The organism is Mycolicibacterium sp. XJ662, from assembly GCF_053484035.1.
The window spans coordinates 203,921-222,803 of sequence record NZ_JBEFTL010000001.1; the positions used below are offsets into that span (position 1 = coordinate 203,921).

Below are 18,883 nucleotides of genomic sequence, written 5' to 3' on the forward strand. Positions count from 1 at the left end.
AGCAAATCTTTGGCAGTCGGAAGAATAGTCATTAACATAGTGGGGTGTTGGGCGCGCTGCGGAAGGTCCTGGGCTTCCGGGTGACGGTCGGCGAGTTGATCGTGCTCGCGCTGGTCATCGGCACCCCCTACCTGGTTATCGGGGTCTTCTGGTCCAGCACGCACACCGAGCATCTGCAGCACATGAGCGGCATCGACCTGGCGGTTTCCTATCTCGGATCGATCGCATCGTGGCCCGTGCTGCTCTTCTCGGACGTTTGTATGACGTGAAGGGGGGACACATGAGCCGACGGCATCACCGCCTTGCCTACACCGGAATCGTGGCCGCCATTCTCTTGGGCGTCGCCCTGCTCGCGATGAACTTCCCGGTCTACCTCGACACCTATGACCAGTGGGGGTTCCAGATCAAATGCGGCACCGGCTACATCTCGGATCTGACCCAGGCCGCCGAAGCGGTCGGGGACTCCGACTACGTCGACGAGTGCCACAGCGCGCTGCTATCCCGCCGCCTGTGGACCATTCCGCTGGCGGTGCTCTCCGGTCTCGTGCTGCTGGCCGTCGTCCTCGCATCGGCGACGACGTCGGTGCGTGAATCGCTGGTGCGGCACGGCGACGCAGGCTGACCTAGCATTTCGGCGTGAGCACGCCGGAGCGTCCCGGACTGGATCGGCGGCTGGGAACCTTCGACGCCGTCATCATCGGGCTGGGCTCGATGATGGGCGCCGGCGTCTTCGTCGCGTTCGCTCCCGCGGCCGCCGCGGCGGGTTCCGGCCTGCTGGTCGGGTTGGTGATCGCCGCCTTCGTCGCCTATTGCAACGCGACCTCGTCGGCTCGCCTGGCCGCGCTGTACCCGCAGTCCGGCGGCACCTACGTCTACGCCAAGGAGCGGCTCAGCTCGTTTTGGGGCAACGTCGCCGGCTGGAGCTTCATCGGCGGTAAGACCGCGTCGTGCGCTGCGATGGCGTTGACGGTTGGCTACTACGTGTGGCCGGGCGCGGCGCACGCCGTGGCGGTCGGGGCGGTCGTGGTGCTCACGGCGGTGAACTACGCGGGCATCCAGAAGTCGGCGCTGCTGACGCGCGCCCTGGTCGCGGTGGTGCTCGCGGTGTTGGCGGCGGTGGTGGTGGCCGTGCTGGGCTTCGGCGGCGTCGACGCGGCGCGGCTGACGTTCGGCGATGACGTCTCGGTGGGCGGTGTGCTGCAGGCGGCCGGGCTGCTGTTCTTCGCGTTCGCCGGCTATGCGCGGATCGCCACGCTCGGCGAGGAGGTGCGCGAACCCGCAAGGACGATCCCGCGTGCCATCCCGATCGCCCTGGCGATCACGTTGGTGGTGTACGCCGCGGTCGCGGTCACCGTGCTGTCCGAATTGGGCAGCCAGACACTGGCTTCGGCGACGGCACCGGTGGCCGATGCGGTGGCGGCGGCCGGTTTTGGCGGGTTCGAACCGGTGGTGCGTGCGGGTGCGGCGGTGGCGGCGCTCGGTTCGCTGCTGGCGCTGATCCTCGGGGTCTCCCGTACGACGTTGGCGATGGCGCGTGACGGGGTATTGCCCCGCACCCTCGCCGCGGTGCACCCGCGCTTCGGCGGCCCGCACCGCGCCGAGGTCGCCGTCGGCGCCGTGGTGGCCGTGCTGGCGGCGGTGGTCGATGTGCGTGGCGCGATCGGCGTGTCCTCGTTCGCCGTGCTGGTGTATTACGCGATCGCCAACGCCGCGGCGTTCACGCTGGGCCGCAGGGCGATTCCGACCGCGGGAATCATCGGTTGTCTGGTGTTGGCGCTCTCACTTGTAGCTTCGCTGGCATAGCGTCTTACACCATGAATCTGACGTGGACGCCGGTGCAGGCCCCACCCGACAGTGACTTCGTCGTCGCACCCGGCGAGCGGCTGAGTTGGACCCGAACAATCGGCATCGGCGCCCAGCACGTCGTGGCGATGTTCGGCGCCACCTTCCTGGTCCCGGTGCTGACCGGGTTCCCGCCGGCGACCACGCTGCTGTTCTCCGGCGTCGGCACGGTGTTGTTCCTGCTGATCACAGGCAACCGCCTGCCCAGCTACCTGGGCTCGAGTTTCGCGGTGATCGCCCCGGTGACCGCGGCGGTGGCCGCACAGGGAACCGGCAGCGCGTTGGGTGGTCTGGTCGCGGTCGGCGTCGCGCTCATCGTGATCGGGATGGTCGTGCACGTCGTCGGCACCCACTGGATCGACGTGACGTTGCCCCCGGTGGTCACCGGAGCGGTCGTCGCGCTGATCGGTTTCAACCTCGCGCCGGCGGCCAAGGCGAACTTCGAGCAGGGTCCGCTGGTGGGCCTCGTCACGCTGGTACTGCTGGTGGCGACGCTGGCGTTCTTCCGCGGCATCGTCGGGCGCATGGCGATCTTCGTCGCGGTGGTCGCCGGATATGTCCTGGCGTTGCTCACGGGCGAGGTCGACACGTCGGCGATCAAGGCGGCGCCGTGGTTGGGTCTACCCGAATTCCAGTCGCCCACATTCACGTTGGCTGTGCTGCCGATGTTTCTGCCCGCGGTGATCGCGCTGGTCGCCGAGAACATCGGACACGTCAAGTCGGTCGGCCAGATGACCGAGACCGACCTCGATCCGGTGATGGGCCGCGCGATCGCCGCCGACGGGGTGGCCACCACGCTGGCCGGGTTCGGCGGCGGTTCGGCGACCACCACCTACGCCGAGAACATCGGCGTGATGGCGGCCACCCGCGTCTACTCGACGGCCGCCTACTGGGTGGCGGCGGCCGTCGCCATCGCACTGGCGCTGTGCCCCAAGGTGGGTGCGACGATCTCGGCGATCCCGGCGGGCGTTCTCGGCGGCGCCACGGTGGTGCTGTACGGGCTCGTCGGCGTGATCGGGGTGCGCATCTGGTTGACCAACCACGTCGACTTCTCCAAGCCGATCAACCAGATGACCGCCGCCATACCGTTGGTCGTGGGTATCGCCGACTTCACCTGGCACGCCGGCGGTTTGACGTTCACCGGCATCGCGCTCGGCTCGATCGCCGCGCTGTTGGTGTACCACGGGATGCGGCTGCTCGGGTTTCGCAACGCTAGCGCGCGCCGCGATTTCGCTGCGCCAGAGCCGGAACCCCGTTGACCCCTTCGATGGACTGCGCGTAGGTCGCGACCGCGAACGCAGCCGCCGAACCCATCACCGAAAGCGCATCGCGGTTGATGTTGTCGATGGTGTCGCGTCGGGTGTGGTAGTTCGGATCGAACGCGACACCGGCCTGCCCACCCCAAAGACGCGCCTGTGCTTCGGATTTGCGTTGCGAGGATCCTGCGGTCAAGCCGCCGATCGGCACACCCACGGTCAGAAATGCGTTGTAGTCGGTGATCCGGCTCAGCGGCATGTCGGCGGGCCGCGCACCCGCCGAGTAGAGATATCCGGCGAGCGTGCGCTCGATCGCAGCCGACCCTTCCGGTACGGAGTCCACCGGGATATCGGGGTTGAGTTGCGCCGACTGATCGCCGTCGAAGGTGAAGTAGCCGGCGTTTGACGACCCGAGCATGTCGAAGTCGAGGTACAGCGCGATCTGGTTGAGTTGTTCGGCGGACAGCCCCCGCAGGTAGCTCGTCGCGCCCGCCAGCCCGTTCTTCTCCGATCCCCAGAACGCGAACCGCACCGCGTTGGCCGCCCGCGGTTGGGCTCCCAGTGCCGACGCCGTCTCCAACAGCGCGGCGACCCCCGAGCCGTTGTCGTTGATGCCGGGGCTGGCCGCCGAGCTGTCCAGGTGCGCCCCGGCCACCACGATGTTGTCGGTGTTGCCGGTCTTGGTCTGCGCCACCACGTTTCGGCCCTTAGCCATCACCGGTTTGCTGTCGAGCACCAGCGTCACCCATGCGGTGGTGCGACGCAGCGCGGCGTTGGTGCCCGTGTCGATGATCCCCACGGGGACGGTCAGCTCTCGGTAGTAGCCCGCGGGGAACAGGGTGGGCGGGCTGCCGCGCTGACCCGGGTCGCTGACGACGAGCAGCCCGACCGCGCCCTCCGAGACCGCCACGTTCTGCTTGTCGACCACCGAGCACCCGGCGTCGTCGACAACCGAAATCGCCCCCTTGACCGAGACCCCGTCGTAGTCGGCGGTACGGCACCCGGAAGGTTTCCCGGGTCGCAGGGTGACGGCTTTGAGACCGCCCGGCGGCGTGGTGATCAGCAGCGAGGCTTGATCGACGCTGTGTTCACGACCGTTGACCGTCATCGACGGGTCACCGCCTGCCATCCGGTCGAGCCGCTCGTACTCCGGGGTTTCGACGTCAAAACCCTTGTCCCGCAGAAACTGCGCAACGTAGTCCACACTGGCCTGCAGACCCGTGCTGCCCTGTCCCCGGTTGCCGTCGTTGGCGTCGGCGATCTCCTGCAGTTTCTGCAGGTGGGTGTACATTCCGTCGGCGGTGACCGCTTCGGCCAACTCGCGGGCGAACTGCGGCGAGGACGCCTGGTCGTCGGCCGTCGAGCACGACATCAGCACCGCGGCCACCGCGAGGAATGCCGCCCGCCTCATCATGATTCGAGGGCGTGCCGGGTGCGGTCTTCACGGATCGGCACACCGTTGCGGCCACCCTGGTCCTGCGCATAGATCCCGACGGCGTACGCGACGCCTTTTCCGTTGATCTCCAGCGCCATCCGGTTGACGTTCTCCAGCGTGTCGGATGCCTTGTGGTAGTTGGGGTCGAAGGGTTCGTCCGCTTGGCCGCCCCACTTCTTAGCCTGCTCGGCGGACTTCTCGGCTTCCGCACCGGTGAAAAGGCCGCCCGCCGGAATGCCGGCGATGGTGAAGCTGCTGTAGTCCGAGCGGCCTTCGAAGTTGATGTCGGCAGGCGGTTTTCCGGCGTTCTCCAGATACGACACCAGCGTGCGCTCGATACCCGCCGAACCCTCGGGCACCCGGGGGACGGGTTGGCTGGGGTCGGGTGGCGCGGACTGATCGCCGTCGATGGTGAAGTAGCCCGGGTTGGGTGAAGCGATCATGTCGAAGTTCAGGTACAGCGCAATGTTTTTGAGCTCGTCGACGCTCAACGTCGACACGTAGTCGCTGGATCCGAGCAGGCCGAGTTCCTCAGCACCCCAGAACCCGAACCGCACGGCGTAGTTCACGTCCGGCGAGCTGCCCAGCTGCAGCGCGGTTTCCAGCACCGCCGACACCCCGGAACCGTTGTCGTTGATCCCGGGGCCCTCCGGGACGCTGTCCAAGTGGGCGCCGAGCATCACGACGTTGTCGGTGGAGCCGGTCTCGGTCTGGGCGATGACGTTGCGGGTGCGTTCGGTGCGCACGCCGGCGTCGAGCTTGATCGTCGTGGGGCCCGGGTCGGCGCGCAGCCGCTCACCGGAGGCCTTGGTGATGCTGATGACCGGGATCTTCACCTCGGTGTGCTCGCCGAGCGTGCCGCCCATCTCGTCACCGTCCTCGTTGTTGGCGACGATCAAGGCCACCGCACCCCGCTCCGCGGCGGCGCTCTCCTTCTCGGAGAACGGGCAGGTGCCGCGGTCGACGAGCACGACGGCACCGGCGACGGGTAGCCCGTCGTAGTCAGAGGGAGTGCACCCCGGCGACTCCTCGACGCGGGCGGGTACGAGCGGCCCGGCGACGCCGTCCGGCGGGGTGCCGATGGTGAAGTTCAGCGGTTTGGCGGCGATGGTGGCGCCGCCCACGGTGAGCGCCGGTTCCTCAGCGAACGGGATGCGCACCTCGAACTCGGGGGTCTCTACTTCGAAACCCTTGTCCCGCAGCGCGTTCACCACATAGTCCACGCTGGCGTCGTAACCGGGGGTGCCCAACGCCCGGTTGCCGTCGTGCTCGTCGGCGATTTCCTGAAGCTTGACCAGGTGCGCCGAAAGCGCATCACCCGTCACCCGCTGCCTCAGGGTCTCCGCGAAGTCGGTGGCGGCCTTGCTGGGCCCGGGCGGTGTGGACGGCGCCGGGTCCTCGGGCGCTTCGCGGCCGCAACCGGCCAACACCAGAAGGGCTGCAGCGGCCAGCGCGACCAGTTTCGACGACATTGTGTGCTTCATCGACGACCACGTTAGCGGCAAGTTGACGTGCCGCGCCGCCGCCGATGTCAGGCCACGTGCGCGGCGATGAGTTCGGCGACCACGCGCATACCGGTTGCATTGGGATGCAGTGGAGCCGGGCGACCGGGCCAGGGCAGCCCGAACTTGGTCGTCCACGGGTCGGCCGACCACGCGTGGTGCTCGCGGCTGTACTCGGCGACACGGACCAGCCCGCATCCGGTGGCCGCCGCCGCCTCGGCGGTGAGGCGCTCGAGTTCGTCGGCGATGTGCCGCCCGGTCGCGACGTCCGAATCCGTCAGCGGCGGCGCCGAGGTTCCCGGCGGCGGCAGCAGCGTGAGGTAGTCGACGAAAAGCACGTCGGCGCGCGGTGACCGCTGCCGTAGGGTGCGTCCCACTTCCTTCAACGCGTCGCCGACCTCTGCCAGCGCACGATCACGGGCACGGCGGTCGAGCTTGGCCCGCACCGCACCGCCGAGTACCGGCACCTTGCGTACCGGGTGTGGCAGGCCTGCGGCGAACAGCAACGGCACGTAGCCCACGTCGTTGCCGCCGATCGTCACCGTGACAAGCTGTTCGGAACCGTCGAGCGCCTCGATCTGCGGGCGCGCACCGAGCTGTCCGGTGCGAAGCAGGTTCGCCGTCGTCGCACCGGAATAGGTCACGTCGACGAGGTCGAGACCGAGCCGCTCGGCAACCAGGTGCGGATAGTTGCGCGCCGATCGGCCCGCCGTGAACGGGCTGCCCGTGGCTCTCGGACGGATTCCCGGACCCGCCGCCATCGAACTACCCAGCGCCACATACCGACTCATATCGACGGGCTGGACGCCCGCGCCCAGAACCGCTTCGGGATCCGCCCAGCCTGCCGGGCGAGGTATCCGGCGGTGATCGCCGACGCCATCGCGGCCGCCATGGTGGGCGGGTCGTCGGCGCGGGTGACCGCGGACGCCAAAAGCACAGCGTCACAGCCGAGTTCCATCGCCAGCGCCGCATCGCTCGCCGTGCCGATGCCGGCGTCGAGTATCACCGGCACCGAAGCGGCCTCGACGATCATCTCGATGTTGTGCGGGTTGGCGATCCCCAACCCGGTGCCGATGGGCGAACCCAGCGGCATCACCGCCGCGCAGCCGGTGTCCTCGAGCCGGCGAGCCAGCACCGGATCGTCGTTGGTGTAGGGCAGCACGATGAAACCGTCGTCGACCAGTTGTTCTGCGGCCTTGACCAATTCGACGGCGTCGGGAAGCAGCGTGCGCTCGTCGGCGATCACCTCGAGCTTGACCCAGTCGGTCTGCAGCGCTTCGCGGCCAAGCTGTGCGGTCATCACCGCTTCGGCTGCGCCGCGGCAGCCCGCGGTGTTGGGCAGCGGCGAAATACCAAGCCGGTTCAGCAGATCCAACACACCCGTGCCGCCCTCGGCGTCGACGCGGCGCATCGCCACCGTGGTCAGCTCGGTGCCGGAGGCGACGAGCGCCTGTTCCAGCACCGCGAGGTTGGCCGCACCGCCGGTGCCCAGAATCAGCCGTGATCCGAACTCCCGCCCGGCAATTGTCAGCTTCGAATCAGCCACCTTGCACCGCCGTCACCACATCGAGGCGCGCACCGTCGGCCAGCGTGGTGTCCCACTGCGACCGCGGCAGCACCGACCAGTCCACCGCCACCGCGATGCCCTTCTCGGGGAAGCCGAGGCGCGACAACAGCGCCGCGATGGTCGTATCCGCGTCGACCTCGACCGCTTCATCGTTGACGATGACCTTCATTGATTTGCTCCAAGACTTGCTCCAACCAGGACATCGAGTTCCGCCGCGATCTTCTGCGCTGTCCACGGCGCCAACAGGAATCCGTTGCGGCCGTGCCCCGCTGCCACCAGCGTGCGCTCGTCGAGCCGCTCCACGATCGGCAACCCGTCCGGCGTCATCGGCCGCAGACCGGCCGAGATCTCGGCCAGCTCGTACTCCCCGAGCGCAGGCATCACCGCGCACGCATCGTCGAGCAGTTCGCGCACCCCGGTGACCGACGGCGCGGTGTCGCGGCCGTGCTCGTACTGCGTCGCGCCGACGACGACGCCGTCGGCGCGGGGCACCAGGTACACCTGCCTGCCGTGCACGCGGGCCCGGATCACCCGCTGCGGCGCCGGCATGCAGCCACGCCGCCAGCGCAGCCGCAGCACTTCGCCTTTCACCGGGCGGATCGGCAGGCCGGGCCAAAGCGCAGGCGCGTCAATCCCGTTCGCGATCACCACCGCGTCGCCCTGCGCCTCGCTGAGCTGCTGCACCGGTGGCGCCCACTGCACCCCGAGCCGCTCACAGTGCGCTTCCAGCGCCGCGACGACGGCCCGGTTATCCACGGCCAGTTCGGTTTCGGCCCGCAGCCCGTGGCGGATGCTCTGTGCGAGCAGGGGTTCGACATCGCGTGCGGAGGAGATCACAGTCACCGGATGCCCCTGGGCGGCCAACCACTCGCCGACCCGCTTCAGGTCGGCGACGTCGGCCCGGTCCACCGCGACCACCAACGACTCGCGCGCGGTGACGACGTCGTCGGGCAGGCCGTCGAGGAAGCCGTCGAGCCACAAAGCCAGCGACTCCAGGCCCAGCCGCAGCAACGCGTCCTCACCGGGCCAGGCCTCGCTGTGCGGGGCCAACATCCCGCCGGCGACCCATGAGGCGCCGCGCTCGTCGCTGCGATGCACCCGGACCGCCCAGCCGTCCAGCGCGGCGCGCCGGGCGACGGACAGCCCGATGACGCCGCCGCCGATGACGGCCAGCGACCTGCCGGTCCTTCCTGAGTCCAAGATCCCTCCCTTCGCCGGCATGACCCGGATCAGGTGTGACGGTAAGGGCTGGGCGGGCCCACTCTCAGCCCCCGTTCCCGGGACTCCCGTGTAGCGCCACCCAGCCTACTCGGGCGAAAGCGCTACGGTTCGCCGTGTGAACATCCGTGACCGCCTGGCGACCGCAACGCTGTACCTGTGCACTGACGCCCGACGTGAGCGCGGCGATCTCGCCGAGTTCGCGGACGCGGCGCTGGCCGGCGGGGTCGACATCATCCAGCTACGCGACAAGGGTTCACCGGGTGAGCAGCAGTTCGGCCCGTTGGAGGCCCGTCAGGAACTCGACGCGCTGGCCACGCTCGCTGATGCGGCGCGGCGCCACGGCGCGCTGCTGGCGGTCAACGACCGCGCCGACATCGCGTTGGCGACCGGCGCCGACGTGCTGCACCTCGGCCAGGACGATCTGCCGCTGGCCGTCGCGCGAGACGTCATCGGCCCCGAGCCGCTGATCGGCCGGTCCACCCACGACGCCGAGCAGGTCAGCGCCGCCGTCACCGAAGCCGTCGACTACTTCTGCGTCGGCCCGTGCTGGCCGACGCCGACCAAACCGGGCCGGCCCGCCCCCGGCCTGCCCCTCGTCCGCGCGGCCGCCGAACTGCGCACGGACAAACCGTGGTTCGCGATCGGCGGAATCGACGCGCAGCGGCTGCCCGAGGTGCTCGACGCGGGTGCGCGCCGCATCGTGGTGGTGCGGGCGATCACCGCCGCCGACGATCCGCGCGCCGCGGCGCAACACCTGAAGGCGGCGCTGCGGTCCGCTAGTTGATCAGCAGCGGAATCGACGCGGTCAGCGAGTGCAGCCGCTCCCAGCTCGCGGCGAACCCCGGATGCAGCGGCAGATCGGTGACCTGCTCGACGGGGACCCACCGCAGCTCGGCGCTCTCCCGGTTCGGGATGGTCTCCAGCTGTTCGGGGGCGTCGGCGATGACGGTGGTGTAGGTCCAGTGGGCGCCGCCCGGACCGGATACCTCCGCGGTGACGACGGTGGTGCGCACCGTGAGCCGTTCGGCGGCCAGCCCGGCCTCTTCCTGCGCCTCGCGCACGGCGGCCTCCTCGGCGGATTCGTGGCTGTCGCGGGCACCGCCGGGCAACCCCCAGGTGCCGCCCTGATGACTCCACACCGCACGGTGCTGCAGGAGCACCGCAGCCGTCCCGCTCGGGTCCGGCGCGCGCAGCAGCAAGCCCGCCGCGCCGAACCTGCCCCAGAAAGCGGCCCCGGTGTCCGCCACCACCCAGCCGTCACCGTCGCCACGCACGGCATCAGAATACGGACGCGCGCGCGTCCCGAACCTCTTAGACTTTTTTTATAGAGTGAGAGCGGTCGGAACGACAGCCGGAAAGCACCGAGTTAGATGAGGTCCGCGCGCACGTGACTGTGGAGTTGGCGCACCCGTCGACGGAGCCGCTCGCGTCGCGGTCGCCGACACCTGCCCACCCGCGCTGGTGGTTCTTCTGGACGACGCCCGGCCGGATCCTGAGCATCGGGTTCGTGTTGTCCGCGCTCGTGATCGCCAGCGCGTTCGCGACGTCGACGACGATCAACGACCGCCAGCAGGTGCTGACCAGGGTGCTCAACCACACCGAGCCGTTGGCGTTCGCCGCCGGGCAGCTCTACACCACGCTGTCGGTCGCCGACGCCGCCGCGGCCACCGCGTTCATCGCCGGCGCCGAACCCCGCGATGTGCGGCAACGCTACGAACAGGCCATCACCGACGCCTCGGTCGCGGTCACCCGCGCGTCCAGCGGGTTGACCGACGAGGACATGATCCAACTGCTCGGCCGCATCAACGCCCAGCTGTCCGTCTACACCGGTCTGGTCGAGACCGCACGCACCAACAACCGGTCCGGAAACCCGGTCGGCTCGTCGTACCTGTCGGAGGCGTCGGCGTTGATGCAGACCCAGATGCTGCCCAACGCCCAAGAGCTGTATGAGCAGACCTCGGGGCTGGTGGACGCCGAGACGTCGGCGTCCACGCGGATTCCGGGTCCGGTGATCCTGGTGGTGCTCGCAACGTTGTTGTTCGGGGTGTTCGCCAACCGCTGGCTGGCGCGCCGGACCCGACGGCGCATCAACATCGGCTTCGTGGCCGGCGGGTTGGCCGTGTCGATCATGTTGATCTGGGTCGGCACCGCGCTGGTGCTCTCGACCGCCGACAGCCGCAGTGCGAAAGACACTGCGGCGCAATCGCTCAAGACCGTCACGAACCTGGCGATCAGCGCGCAACAGGCCCGCGCCGACGAAATTCTGTCGCTGATCCGGCGTGGTGATGAAACCGTGCGTAAGCAGTCCTACTATCAGCGCATCGACATGATGGCCGAGCAGCTGTCGGAGTACCTGGCCCGCGACGACGCAGTCGACAAGACCGACCTCGTCGACGCCGAGCAGTTACTTGCGCGCTGGCGGGCGGCCGACGACCGCATCAACGCCTACATCAGCGTGGGCAACTACCAGGCCGCCACCCAGGTAGCGCTGGGTACGCGTGAGGACGACTCCACCCCGGCGTTCAACCAGCTCGACGCGGCGTTGAGCAAGGGGATCGAGGAGAGCCGCAGCCAACTGCGCAACAACATCGTCAACGCCTACCGGGTGCTGTCCGGAGCGACGGTTGGCGCCGCGGTGCTGAGCATCGTCGCCGCGATTTCGGTGGCGCTGGGGTTGTGGCCGAGGCTTAGCGAGTACAGGTGATTTTCCGGTGATTGGGAAGAAGTTGGGCGCTCTGCTGGCCGCGACGGCGTTGTTGTCCGGTTGCGGCCAGACCACGCCGACGACGATGACACCGGGGGTCACGTTGGCCCCGCCCACGCCGGCGGGCATGGCTGAATTGCCACCGCAGCCGGCGCAGGTGCCAGACGAGGACGACGACGACTGCGACCGCACGGAAAGCCTTCGACCGTTTCCCACCAAGGCCGAGGCGGACGCCGCGGTGGCTGACATCCGCGCGCGCGGCCGGTTGATCGTCGGCCTCGACATCGGCAGCAACTTGTTTTCCTTCCGCGATCCGATCACGGGCCAGATCACCGGTTTCGACGTCGACATCGCCGGCGAGATCGCGCGCGACATCTTCGGTTCCCCGTCACAGGTGGAGTACCGGATCCTGTCCTCAGCCGACCGGATCGCCGGATTGGAGAACAACGAGGTCGACGTCGTCGTCAAGACCATGACGATCACCTGCCAACGCAAGAAGCTGGTCAACTTCTCCACGGTGTATCTCAACGCCAACCAGCGGATCATGGCGCCGCGGGATTCGACGATCGCGCAGCCGTCGGACCTGTCCGGTAAGCGGGTGTGCGTGGCGAAGGGTACGACGTCGTTGCGGCGGATCCAGGAGATCACGCCGCCGCCGGTCATCGTCGGCGTGGTCGCGTGGGCGGACTGCCTGGTCGCGCTCCAGCAGCGGCAGGTCGACGCGGTCAGCACCGACGACACCATCCTGGCCGGCCTGGTGGCACAGGATCCCTACCTGCACATCGTGGGGCCCAGCCTCAGCCAGCAGCCCTACGGAATCGGCATCAACAAGGAGAAGACCGGGCTGGTGCGCTTCGTCAACGGAACGTTGGAGCGCATTCGCCGCGATGGCACGTGGTACACGTTGTATCGCAAGTGGCTGACGGTGCTCGGCCCGGCGCCGGCGCCCCCGGTCGCGAGGTATTCGGACTGATGGCCGACAACCGAGACGACGACTTCGACGAGGACCGCGCCGGCGCGGACGAGCCGATGGTCGGTACGCAACCGGCCAGCTTCGACGACATGGGCATGGATTCGGCGTCGACGGTGCGCCCAATGGCCACCCAGGCGGTGTTCCGTCCGCAGTTCGACGATGACGACGACGACGACATCGGCGACACCGAACCCCACGAACACACGACGGTGACCAGGGCGCTCTCCCCCACCCGCCGGCTCGGGGGCGGGTTGGTGGAGATACCGCGGGTGCGGGCCAAGGACCCGCTCGCGGCGTTGATGCGCAACCCGGTGGTCGCGGAGTCCAAACGGTTCTGCTGGAACTGCGGACGTCCCGTCGGCCGCGCCACAGCCGACAGCCCCGCACAGTCGGAGGGCTGGTGCCCGTACTGCGGCAGTTCGTATTCCTTTCTGCCGCAGCTCAACCCGGGTGACATGGTCGCCGACCAGTATGAGATCAAGGGTTGTATCGCCCACGGTGGTCTCGGCTGGGTGTATCTGGCGCTGGACCACAACGTCAACGAGCGACCGGTAGTGCTCAAGGGTCTGGTGCATTCCGGTGACGCCGAAGCCCAGAAGATGGCGATGGCCGAACGCCGGTTCCTCGCCGAGGTGACCCATCCGGGGATCGTCAAGATCTACAACTTCGTCGAGCACGCGGACAAGCACGGTAACCCGGTCGGCTACATCGTGATGGAGTACGTCGGCGGCACGTCGCTCAAACCGGCGCGGGGAGAGAAGCTTCCGGTCGACCAAGCCATCGGTTACATGCTCGAGATCCTGCCGGCGCTGGGCTACCTGCACTCGATCGGGCTGGCCTACAACGACCTCAAACCCGAGAACATCATGATCACCGAGGAGCAGCTCAAGCTGATCGACCTCGGCGCGGTCTCGACCCTCAACTCGTTCGGCTACCTCTACGGCACACCGGGTTACCAGGCACCCGAGATCGTGCGCACCGGCCCCACCGTGGCCACCGACATCTACACCGTCGGGCGCACGCTGGCGGCGTTGACGTTGAAGCTGCGCACCCGCAAGGGTCGTTACGTCGACGGGCTACCCGAAGACGATCCCGTTCTCGCCGAATACGATTCGTTCGGCCGACTGTTGCGCCGCGCCATCGACCCGGATCCGCGGCGCAGGTTCGCAAGCGCCGACGAGATGTCGAGCCAGTTGCTCGGCGTGCTGCGCGAGGTGGTCGCCCGCAACACCGGCACCCCGCGCCCCGGCCTGTCCACGGTGTTCTCCCCCGCCCGGTCGACGTTCGGCATCGATCTGCTGGTGGCCCACACCGACGTGTACCTCGACGGCCAGGTGCACTCGGAGAAGCTGACCGCCCAGGAGATCGTCAAGGCGCTGCCGGTACCGCTGGTTGACCCGACCGACGTGGGTGCGCCGGTGCTGTCGGCCAGCGTGCTGAGCCAGCCCATCCAGACGCTGGACCAGCTGCGCGCGGCTCGGCACGGTGCGCTGGACTCGGAGGGTATCGACGTGTCGGAGTCCGTCGAACTGCCGTTGATGGAGGTGCGCGCCCTGCTGGACCTCGGCGACGTCGCCAAGGCCACCCGCAAGCTCGACGACCTGACCGGCCGGGTGGGTTGGCGGTGGCGGCTGGTGTGGTTCCGTGCCGTGGCCGCGCTGCTGACGGCTGACTACGTTGCCGCCACAAAGCATTTCACCGAAGTGCTGGACACCCTTCCCGGTGAGCTGGCGCCCAAGCTCGCGCTGGCCGCCACCGCCGAGTTGGCCGGCTCCAACATCGAAGAGTCGGCGGAGCGCAAGTTCTACAACACCGTGTGGTCCACCGACAACGGCATCATCTCGGCCGCGTTCGGGTTGGCCCGCGCGCAAGCGGCAGCCGGTGACCGCGACGCCGCGGTGAAGACGTTGGACCAGGTGCCCGCGATGTCGCGGCACTTCACCACCGCCCGGTTGACGAGCGCGGTCACGCTGCTGTCGGGACGCTCGATGAGCGAGATCACCGAACAACACATCCGCAATGCCGCCCGCCGCGTCGAGGCGCTGCCCGACACCGAACCGCGCGTGCTGCAGATCCGCGCGCTGGTGCTGGGCACCGCGATGGACTGGCTGGCCGACAACGCCGACCACACCGCGAGCACCAACCACATCCTCGGCTTCCCGTTCACCCAGCACGGTCTTCAGCTGGGCGTCGAGGCGTCGCTGCGGGCCCTGGCGCGCGCCGCACCGACCCAGGCGCACCGCTATGCGCTGGTGGATCTGGCCAACAGCGTGCGCCCGACAAGCACCTTTTAGCTTGCTGAACCGGGCTACGGAATCGGTTGTCGCAGGCCCGCCCCATATTGCTTTGACCAGTGTTTTCGCTCGCAGACAGATCATGGTCAAGCAACGGATTTCGTAGTAATCTCCGATCAGGTTGAGTTAACAGCTGACTGGTGACGTCATCGGTGAAGGCCCGACCCCTGGCGGCACCCACAGTACGAATCGTGAATTTCGGCTGAGGGAGTCCATCGTGTCTGCTGCAGTAGGAACTTTGCGGGTATTCCGTCCGGACCCTGAGGCGCTGGACCGGCGCGAACACCACCACCGCGCTCAGTTCTGCGCGTCCCATCGAGGCTCTGATGTCGTCGTCACGGTGGAGGGTGAGGTCGACGCGACCAACAGCCGCGCCATGGTGACGTATGTGGAAGCGCAGTTGCTCGGTGCCTCGCATCTGGTGATGGACCTTCGGCTGGTCGACTTCTTCGGTACCTCCGGGTTCGCCGCGCTGCACAACATCAACGTGATCTGCTCCCGCAACGGCGTCACCTGGCAGCTGCGCTGCGGCAGGCAGGTCCGCCGCCTGCTGGCGGTCTGCAATCCCGACGCCACCTTGCCCCTAGAAGAGCCGCAGTCGCTGCTCGACGACCTGCAGGCCGGGGACCGCGCGCTCGTCTGAGCTACCGCCCGGCGGCAAGCACCGCGACGCAGTCGCGGGCGATCGCCAGCTCCTCGTTGGTCGGGACCACGAGCACCGTCGTCGGTAAATTGTCGGCCGAGATGCGGCGCGCGGTCTTGCCCGGGCTGGCGTTGAGGTGCTCGTCGAGCTCGACACCCAACCCCGCGAGTCCCGTCAGCGCGTCGCGGCGCACCGTGGCGTCGTTCTCCCCCACCCCGGCGGTGAACACGATGACGTCGGTGTTGCCGAGCAGCGCCATGTATGCGCCGATGTACTTACGCAGCCGGTGGATGTACACGTCGTACGCCAATTGCGCTGTGGCGTCCCCGTTTTCGATCTGCTCGTGAAGCTCCCGAAAGTCGATCTCGCCGCCAAGGCCGAAGACCCCCGAGCGCCGGTTGAGCATCTCGTCGACCTCGTCGAGGCTCATCTTCGCGGTGCGCATGAGGTAGAAGATGACGCCGGCGTCGATGTCACCGGGCCGGGTGCCCATCACCAGCCCCTCCAGCGGGGTCAGGCCCATCGACGTGTCGACCGGTCGCCCACCGGCAATGGCCGATGCGGACGCGCCGTTGCCGAGATGCAGCACGATCTGGTTCAGCGATGCCAGCGGCACCTCGAGGAACGCCGCCGCCTGCTCGCTGACGTACTGATGGGAAGTGCCGTGAAACCCGTACCGGCGGATGTACCACTCGTGTGCGATGTCGCGGTCGATTGCGTAGGTTGCCGCGGCCGCGGGAAGGTCATGGAAGAAGCCGGTGTCGAAGACGGCGACGTGGGGCAGGTCCGGCAGGATCTTGCGGGCCACCTCCATGCCGAGCACACTGGGCGGATTGTGCAGTGGCGCAAGCGGAGCCAGCTCGCGCATCTTGGCGATCAACTCATCGGTCACCAGCGTCGGCGCATAGAAGCTGTGGCCGCCGTGGACCGCGCGGTGGCCGACGGCGACCAGGTTGACCGTGTCCAGACTGGCGCCTGCCTCGTCGAGCAGGTCGAACGCGGTGCGCAGCGCCGCCTCGTGATCGGCGATGGCCGGACCGTCGCGGCGGACTTCGCGCTGCCCGACGGTGACCCCCGCCAGTGCCGAGTCTTCGCCGATGCGTTCCACGGTGCCGTCTGCCAGCGATGCGCCCGAATCCGGGTCGATGAGTTGGCATTTCAGCGACGACGAGCCCGAGTTGACGACCAGGACCGTCCGGGCCGGTGCGGTCATGACGGTTGCCCTTGGGCTTGAATCGCCGTGATCGCGACGGTGTTGACGATGTCCTCGACCAGCGCACCCCGGGACAGGTCGTTCACCGGCTTGTTCAGGCCCTGCAGTACGGGCCCGATCGCGATGGCGCCCGCGCTGCGCTGCACCGCCTTGTAGGTGTTGTTGCCTGTGTTGAGGTCCGGGAAGATCAACACCGTCGCGCGGCCGGCGACCTTGGAGTCGGGCATCTTCGATGCGGCGACGGAGGGTTCCACCGCCGCGTCGTACTGGATCGGCCCGTCGACAAGCAGTTCGGGTGCGCGTTCTTGTACGAGTTCGGTTGCCAGCCTGACCTTTTCTACGTCGGCGCCAGAGCCGCTGCTGCCCGTCGAGTACGACAGCATGGCGACCCGTGGTTCGATGCCGAACCGGGCCGCGGTACTTGCCGAGGAGATCGCGATGTCGGCCAGTTGCTCTGATGTCGGGTCCGGCACGATCGCACAGTCCCCGTATGCCAGCACCCGATCGGCCAGGCACATGAGGAAGATGCTCGACACGGTGGAGACCCCGGGTGAGGTTTTGATGATCTCGAAGGCGGGCCGCACCGTGTGGGCGGTGGTGTGCCTGGCCCCCGAAACCATGCCGTCGACCATGTCGTTGTGCACCAGCATGGTGCCGAAATACGAGACGTCGTGGATGATCTCGCGGGCCTGCTCGACGGTGACGCCTTTGTGTTTGCGCAGTTCGGCGTACTGCTCGGCGAACTTGTCGCACAGGTCGCTGGTCTGCGGGTCGAGCACGGTCACCGAGGACAGGTCGATTCCGAGTTCTGCTGCGCGGAAACGGATCTGGGACTCGTCGCCGAGGATGGTGAGGTCGGCGACGTGGCGGCGCAACAACCGGCCTGCGGCCCGCAGGATGCGGTCGTCGTCGCCTTCGGGCAGCACGATGTGTTTGCGGTCCGACCGGGCCTGGTCCAGCAGTTGGTAGGTGAACATCTGCGGGGTGACGACGTCGGGGATCGGAATGGCAAGCTGGGCGAGCAGTTCGGCGGTGTCGACGTGGGTCTCCATCAACTGCAGCGCGGTGTCGATCTTGCGCTGCGACGTGGTGGTCACCCGGCCCCGGGTCGCCGCAACCCTGCTCGCGGTTTCGAACGTGCGCAGCCCTGTGGCGAGGATGGGTAGCCGCAGGCCGAGACCCGAAACCAGGGCCGCGATCGAGGGATGCAGTTGCAGGCCGCCGTTGAGGATGATGCATGACAACGACGGAAAACCCTCGGCGGCATGCGCGCTCGACAACGCCAGCACGACATCGGAGCGGTCGCCGGCGGCGATGACGCCCACGCCCTCGGTCAGCCGTTCCAACACGTGTTCGGCGGTCATGCCGGCCACCATCATGCTCGTCACCTCGCGGTTGAGCAGGACCGGATCGCCGATGACCATCGACCCGTCCACCGCCTTCTGCAACTCCGCAACCGTCGGCGCCACCAACAGCGGCGCCTCGGGCAGCACATAACAGTTCGGCGTGAAGGATTCGAGCGCCGCGGCGACCTCCGCCATCTGGTCGGGGTCACAGCGGTTGGCGACCACCGCGGCGGTGTGGGCATGCTGTGCGGCCACCTCGTCAAGACACATGTCGACGAGCTTGGCAACCTGGTCGGGGGTGCGGTCCTTGGCTTTCACCGCCAGTACCACCGGCGCCTTGAGGTTGGCGGCGATGCGCGCGTTCGTCGACAGCTCGCTGGGCGTGGCGACGTCGGTGTAGTCGCTGCCCACGATGAGCACCGCGTCGCACTGCTCGGCGACCTGGTGATAGCGGTCCACGATGTCGGCGATCGCCGCGTCCCGGTCGTCGTGGAGCTGCTGGTAGCCGACCCCCACACAGTCCTCGTAGGCCAGGTCCGCCGTCGCGTGGGCGAGCAGCAATTCGAGGATGTAGTCGCGGTGCTCCCCGAGGCGGGTGATGGGCCGGAAGACGCCGACCTTGGCGACCGTGGCGGTCAGCCGGTGCAGGATGCCGAGCGCGATCGTCGACTTACCGGTATCGCCCTCGGGTGAGGCGACGTAGATCCCATATGGATCAGCGGGCACGCACGCCAGCCTAAGGCAATCGCCTTGCGGCGGTGGGCCGGGAACCGCCCGGCCGGACCGCGACGGTCCGCTGAGTTTCCGCCGCGCGGGAAAAAACACCTGTGATATTCGCCTCAGGAAAGATGACTAAATTTGCGCTCGCGTTACAAAATGACGTATCA

Annotated in this window: 18 protein-coding genes; 9 read left to right on the forward strand and 9 right to left on the reverse strand. The window is 68.1% G+C overall.

The genetic code is table 11. The annotated features are described in order from the left end of the window. Positions 1 to 44 precede the first annotated feature (44 nt). The 4 genes from ABQE93_RS01100 to ABQE93_RS01115 are packed head-to-tail and all read left to right on the forward strand — an operon-like array spanning position 45 to position 3,101. Complete coding sequence (locus tag ABQE93_RS01100; RefSeq protein ID WP_448392375.1) at positions 45 to 269, forward strand: hypothetical protein; 225 nt, start codon at positions 45 to 47, stop codon at positions 267 to 269. 11 nt (positions 270 to 280) lie between these two features. Then, complete coding sequence (locus tag ABQE93_RS01105) at positions 281 to 622, forward strand: hypothetical protein (protein WP_448405418.1); 342 nt, start codon at positions 281 to 283, stop codon at positions 620 to 622. A gap of 14 nt (positions 623 to 636) precedes the next feature. Next, positions 637 to 1,803 carry an APC family permease gene (locus tag ABQE93_RS01110; protein ID WP_448405419.1) on the forward strand — a complete coding sequence of 389 codons (1,167 nt, stop codon included), beginning with the start codon at positions 637 to 639 and terminating at the stop codon, positions 1,801 to 1,803. Between the two features lie 11 nt (positions 1,804 to 1,814). Then, complete coding sequence (locus ABQE93_RS01115; protein ID WP_448405420.1) at positions 1,815 to 3,101, forward strand: uracil-xanthine permease family protein; 1,287 nt, start codon at positions 1,815 to 1,817, stop codon at positions 3,099 to 3,101. Here ABQE93_RS01115 and ABQE93_RS01120 read toward each other — a convergent pair. From ABQE93_RS01120 to thiO, 6 genes are read right to left on the reverse strand one after another with little or no spacing between them, the layout of a single operon-like run. Beyond that, on the reverse strand, positions 3,055 to 4,512 hold the full coding sequence (locus tag ABQE93_RS01120; protein WP_448405421.1) for a M28 family peptidase: 1,458 nt from the start codon (positions 4,510 to 4,512) through the stop codon (positions 3,055 to 3,057). The genes ABQE93_RS01115 and ABQE93_RS01120 overlap by 47 nt on opposite strands. Continuing rightward, the gene (locus ABQE93_RS01125; protein WP_448405422.1) at positions 4,509 to 6,017 is read right to left on the reverse strand and encodes a M28 family metallopeptidase; all 1,509 of its coding nucleotides are present in this window, start codon (positions 6,015 to 6,017) and stop codon (positions 4,509 to 4,511) included. The genes ABQE93_RS01120 and ABQE93_RS01125 overlap by 4 nt, the downstream gene beginning before the upstream one ends. A 47-nt stretch (positions 6,018 to 6,064) precedes the next feature. Beyond that, on the reverse strand, positions 6,065 to 6,826 hold the full coding sequence (locus tag ABQE93_RS01130; protein WP_448405423.1) for an SGNH/GDSL hydrolase family protein: 762 nt from the start codon (positions 6,824 to 6,826) through the stop codon (positions 6,065 to 6,067). Continuing rightward, positions 6,823 to 7,581, reverse strand: coding sequence for a thiazole synthase (gene thiG / locus ABQE93_RS01135; protein WP_448405424.1), 759 nt, complete (start codon positions 7,579 to 7,581; stop codon positions 6,823 to 6,825). Before thiG ends, ABQE93_RS01130 begins: the two co-directional genes overlap by 4 nt. Next, positions 7,574 to 7,771 (reverse strand): sulfur carrier protein ThiS, encoded by a 198-nt coding sequence (gene thiS / locus ABQE93_RS01140; protein WP_448400335.1) that lies wholly within the window; start codon positions 7,769 to 7,771, stop codon positions 7,574 to 7,576. Before thiS ends, thiG begins: the two co-directional genes overlap by 8 nt. Then, positions 7,768 to 8,823, reverse strand: coding sequence for a glycine oxidase ThiO (gene thiO / locus ABQE93_RS01145; protein WP_448405425.1), 1,056 nt, complete (start codon positions 8,821 to 8,823; stop codon positions 7,768 to 7,770). Before thiO ends, thiS begins: the two co-directional genes overlap by 4 nt. Positions 8,824 to 8,938: 115 nt before the next feature. Between thiO and thiE the strand changes: the two genes are divergently transcribed. Next, positions 8,939 to 9,607, forward strand: coding sequence for a thiamine phosphate synthase (gene thiE, locus ABQE93_RS01150; protein ID WP_448405426.1), 669 nt, complete (start codon positions 8,939 to 8,941; stop codon positions 9,605 to 9,607). On the opposite strand, the gene ABQE93_RS01155 is transcribed toward thiE, so the two are convergent. Next, positions 9,600 to 10,097 carry an NUDIX hydrolase gene (locus tag ABQE93_RS01155; protein WP_448405427.1) on the reverse strand — a complete coding sequence of 166 codons (498 nt, stop codon included), beginning with the start codon at positions 10,095 to 10,097 and terminating at the stop codon, positions 9,600 to 9,602. The genes thiE and ABQE93_RS01155 overlap by 8 nt on opposite strands. A 113-nt stretch (positions 10,098 to 10,210) precedes the next feature. Between ABQE93_RS01155 and glnX the strand changes: the two genes are divergently transcribed. The 4 genes from glnX (at position 10,211) to ABQE93_RS01175 (ending at position 15,437) form a co-directional block, all read left to right on the forward strand. Then, a complete protein-coding gene (gene glnX, locus ABQE93_RS01160; RefSeq protein WP_448405428.1) occupies positions 10,211 to 11,527 on the forward strand; it encodes a protein kinase G-activating protein GlnX in 1,317 nt (438 codons plus the stop codon). A 7-nt stretch (positions 11,528 to 11,534) separates the two neighbouring features. Continuing rightward, a complete protein-coding gene (locus ABQE93_RS01165; protein WP_448405429.1) occupies positions 11,535 to 12,500 on the forward strand; it encodes a glutamate ABC transporter substrate-binding protein in 966 nt (321 codons plus the stop codon). Beyond that, entirely contained in the window at positions 12,500 to 14,794 is a 2,295-nt protein-coding gene (locus ABQE93_RS01170; protein ID WP_448405430.1) for a serine/threonine-protein kinase PknG, read from the forward strand. The genes ABQE93_RS01165 and ABQE93_RS01170 overlap by 1 nt, the downstream gene beginning before the upstream one ends. 217 nt (positions 14,795 to 15,011) lie before the next feature. Beyond that, complete coding sequence (locus ABQE93_RS01175; RefSeq protein WP_448405431.1) at positions 15,012 to 15,437, forward strand: STAS domain-containing protein; 426 nt, start codon at positions 15,012 to 15,014, stop codon at positions 15,435 to 15,437. A 1-nt stretch (position 15,438) separates the two neighbouring features. On the opposite strand, the gene ABQE93_RS01180 is transcribed toward ABQE93_RS01175, so the two are convergent. Then, positions 15,439 to 16,650 (reverse strand): acetate kinase, encoded by a 1,212-nt coding sequence (locus ABQE93_RS01180; RefSeq protein ID WP_448405432.1) that lies wholly within the window; start codon positions 16,648 to 16,650, stop codon positions 15,439 to 15,441. Next, positions 16,647 to 18,722 (reverse strand): phosphate acetyltransferase, encoded by a 2,076-nt coding sequence (pta, locus tag ABQE93_RS01185; RefSeq protein WP_448405433.1) that lies wholly within the window; start codon positions 18,720 to 18,722, stop codon positions 16,647 to 16,649. The genes ABQE93_RS01180 and pta overlap by 4 nt, the downstream gene beginning before the upstream one ends. Between the last annotated feature and the right edge of the window lie 161 nt (positions 18,723 to 18,883).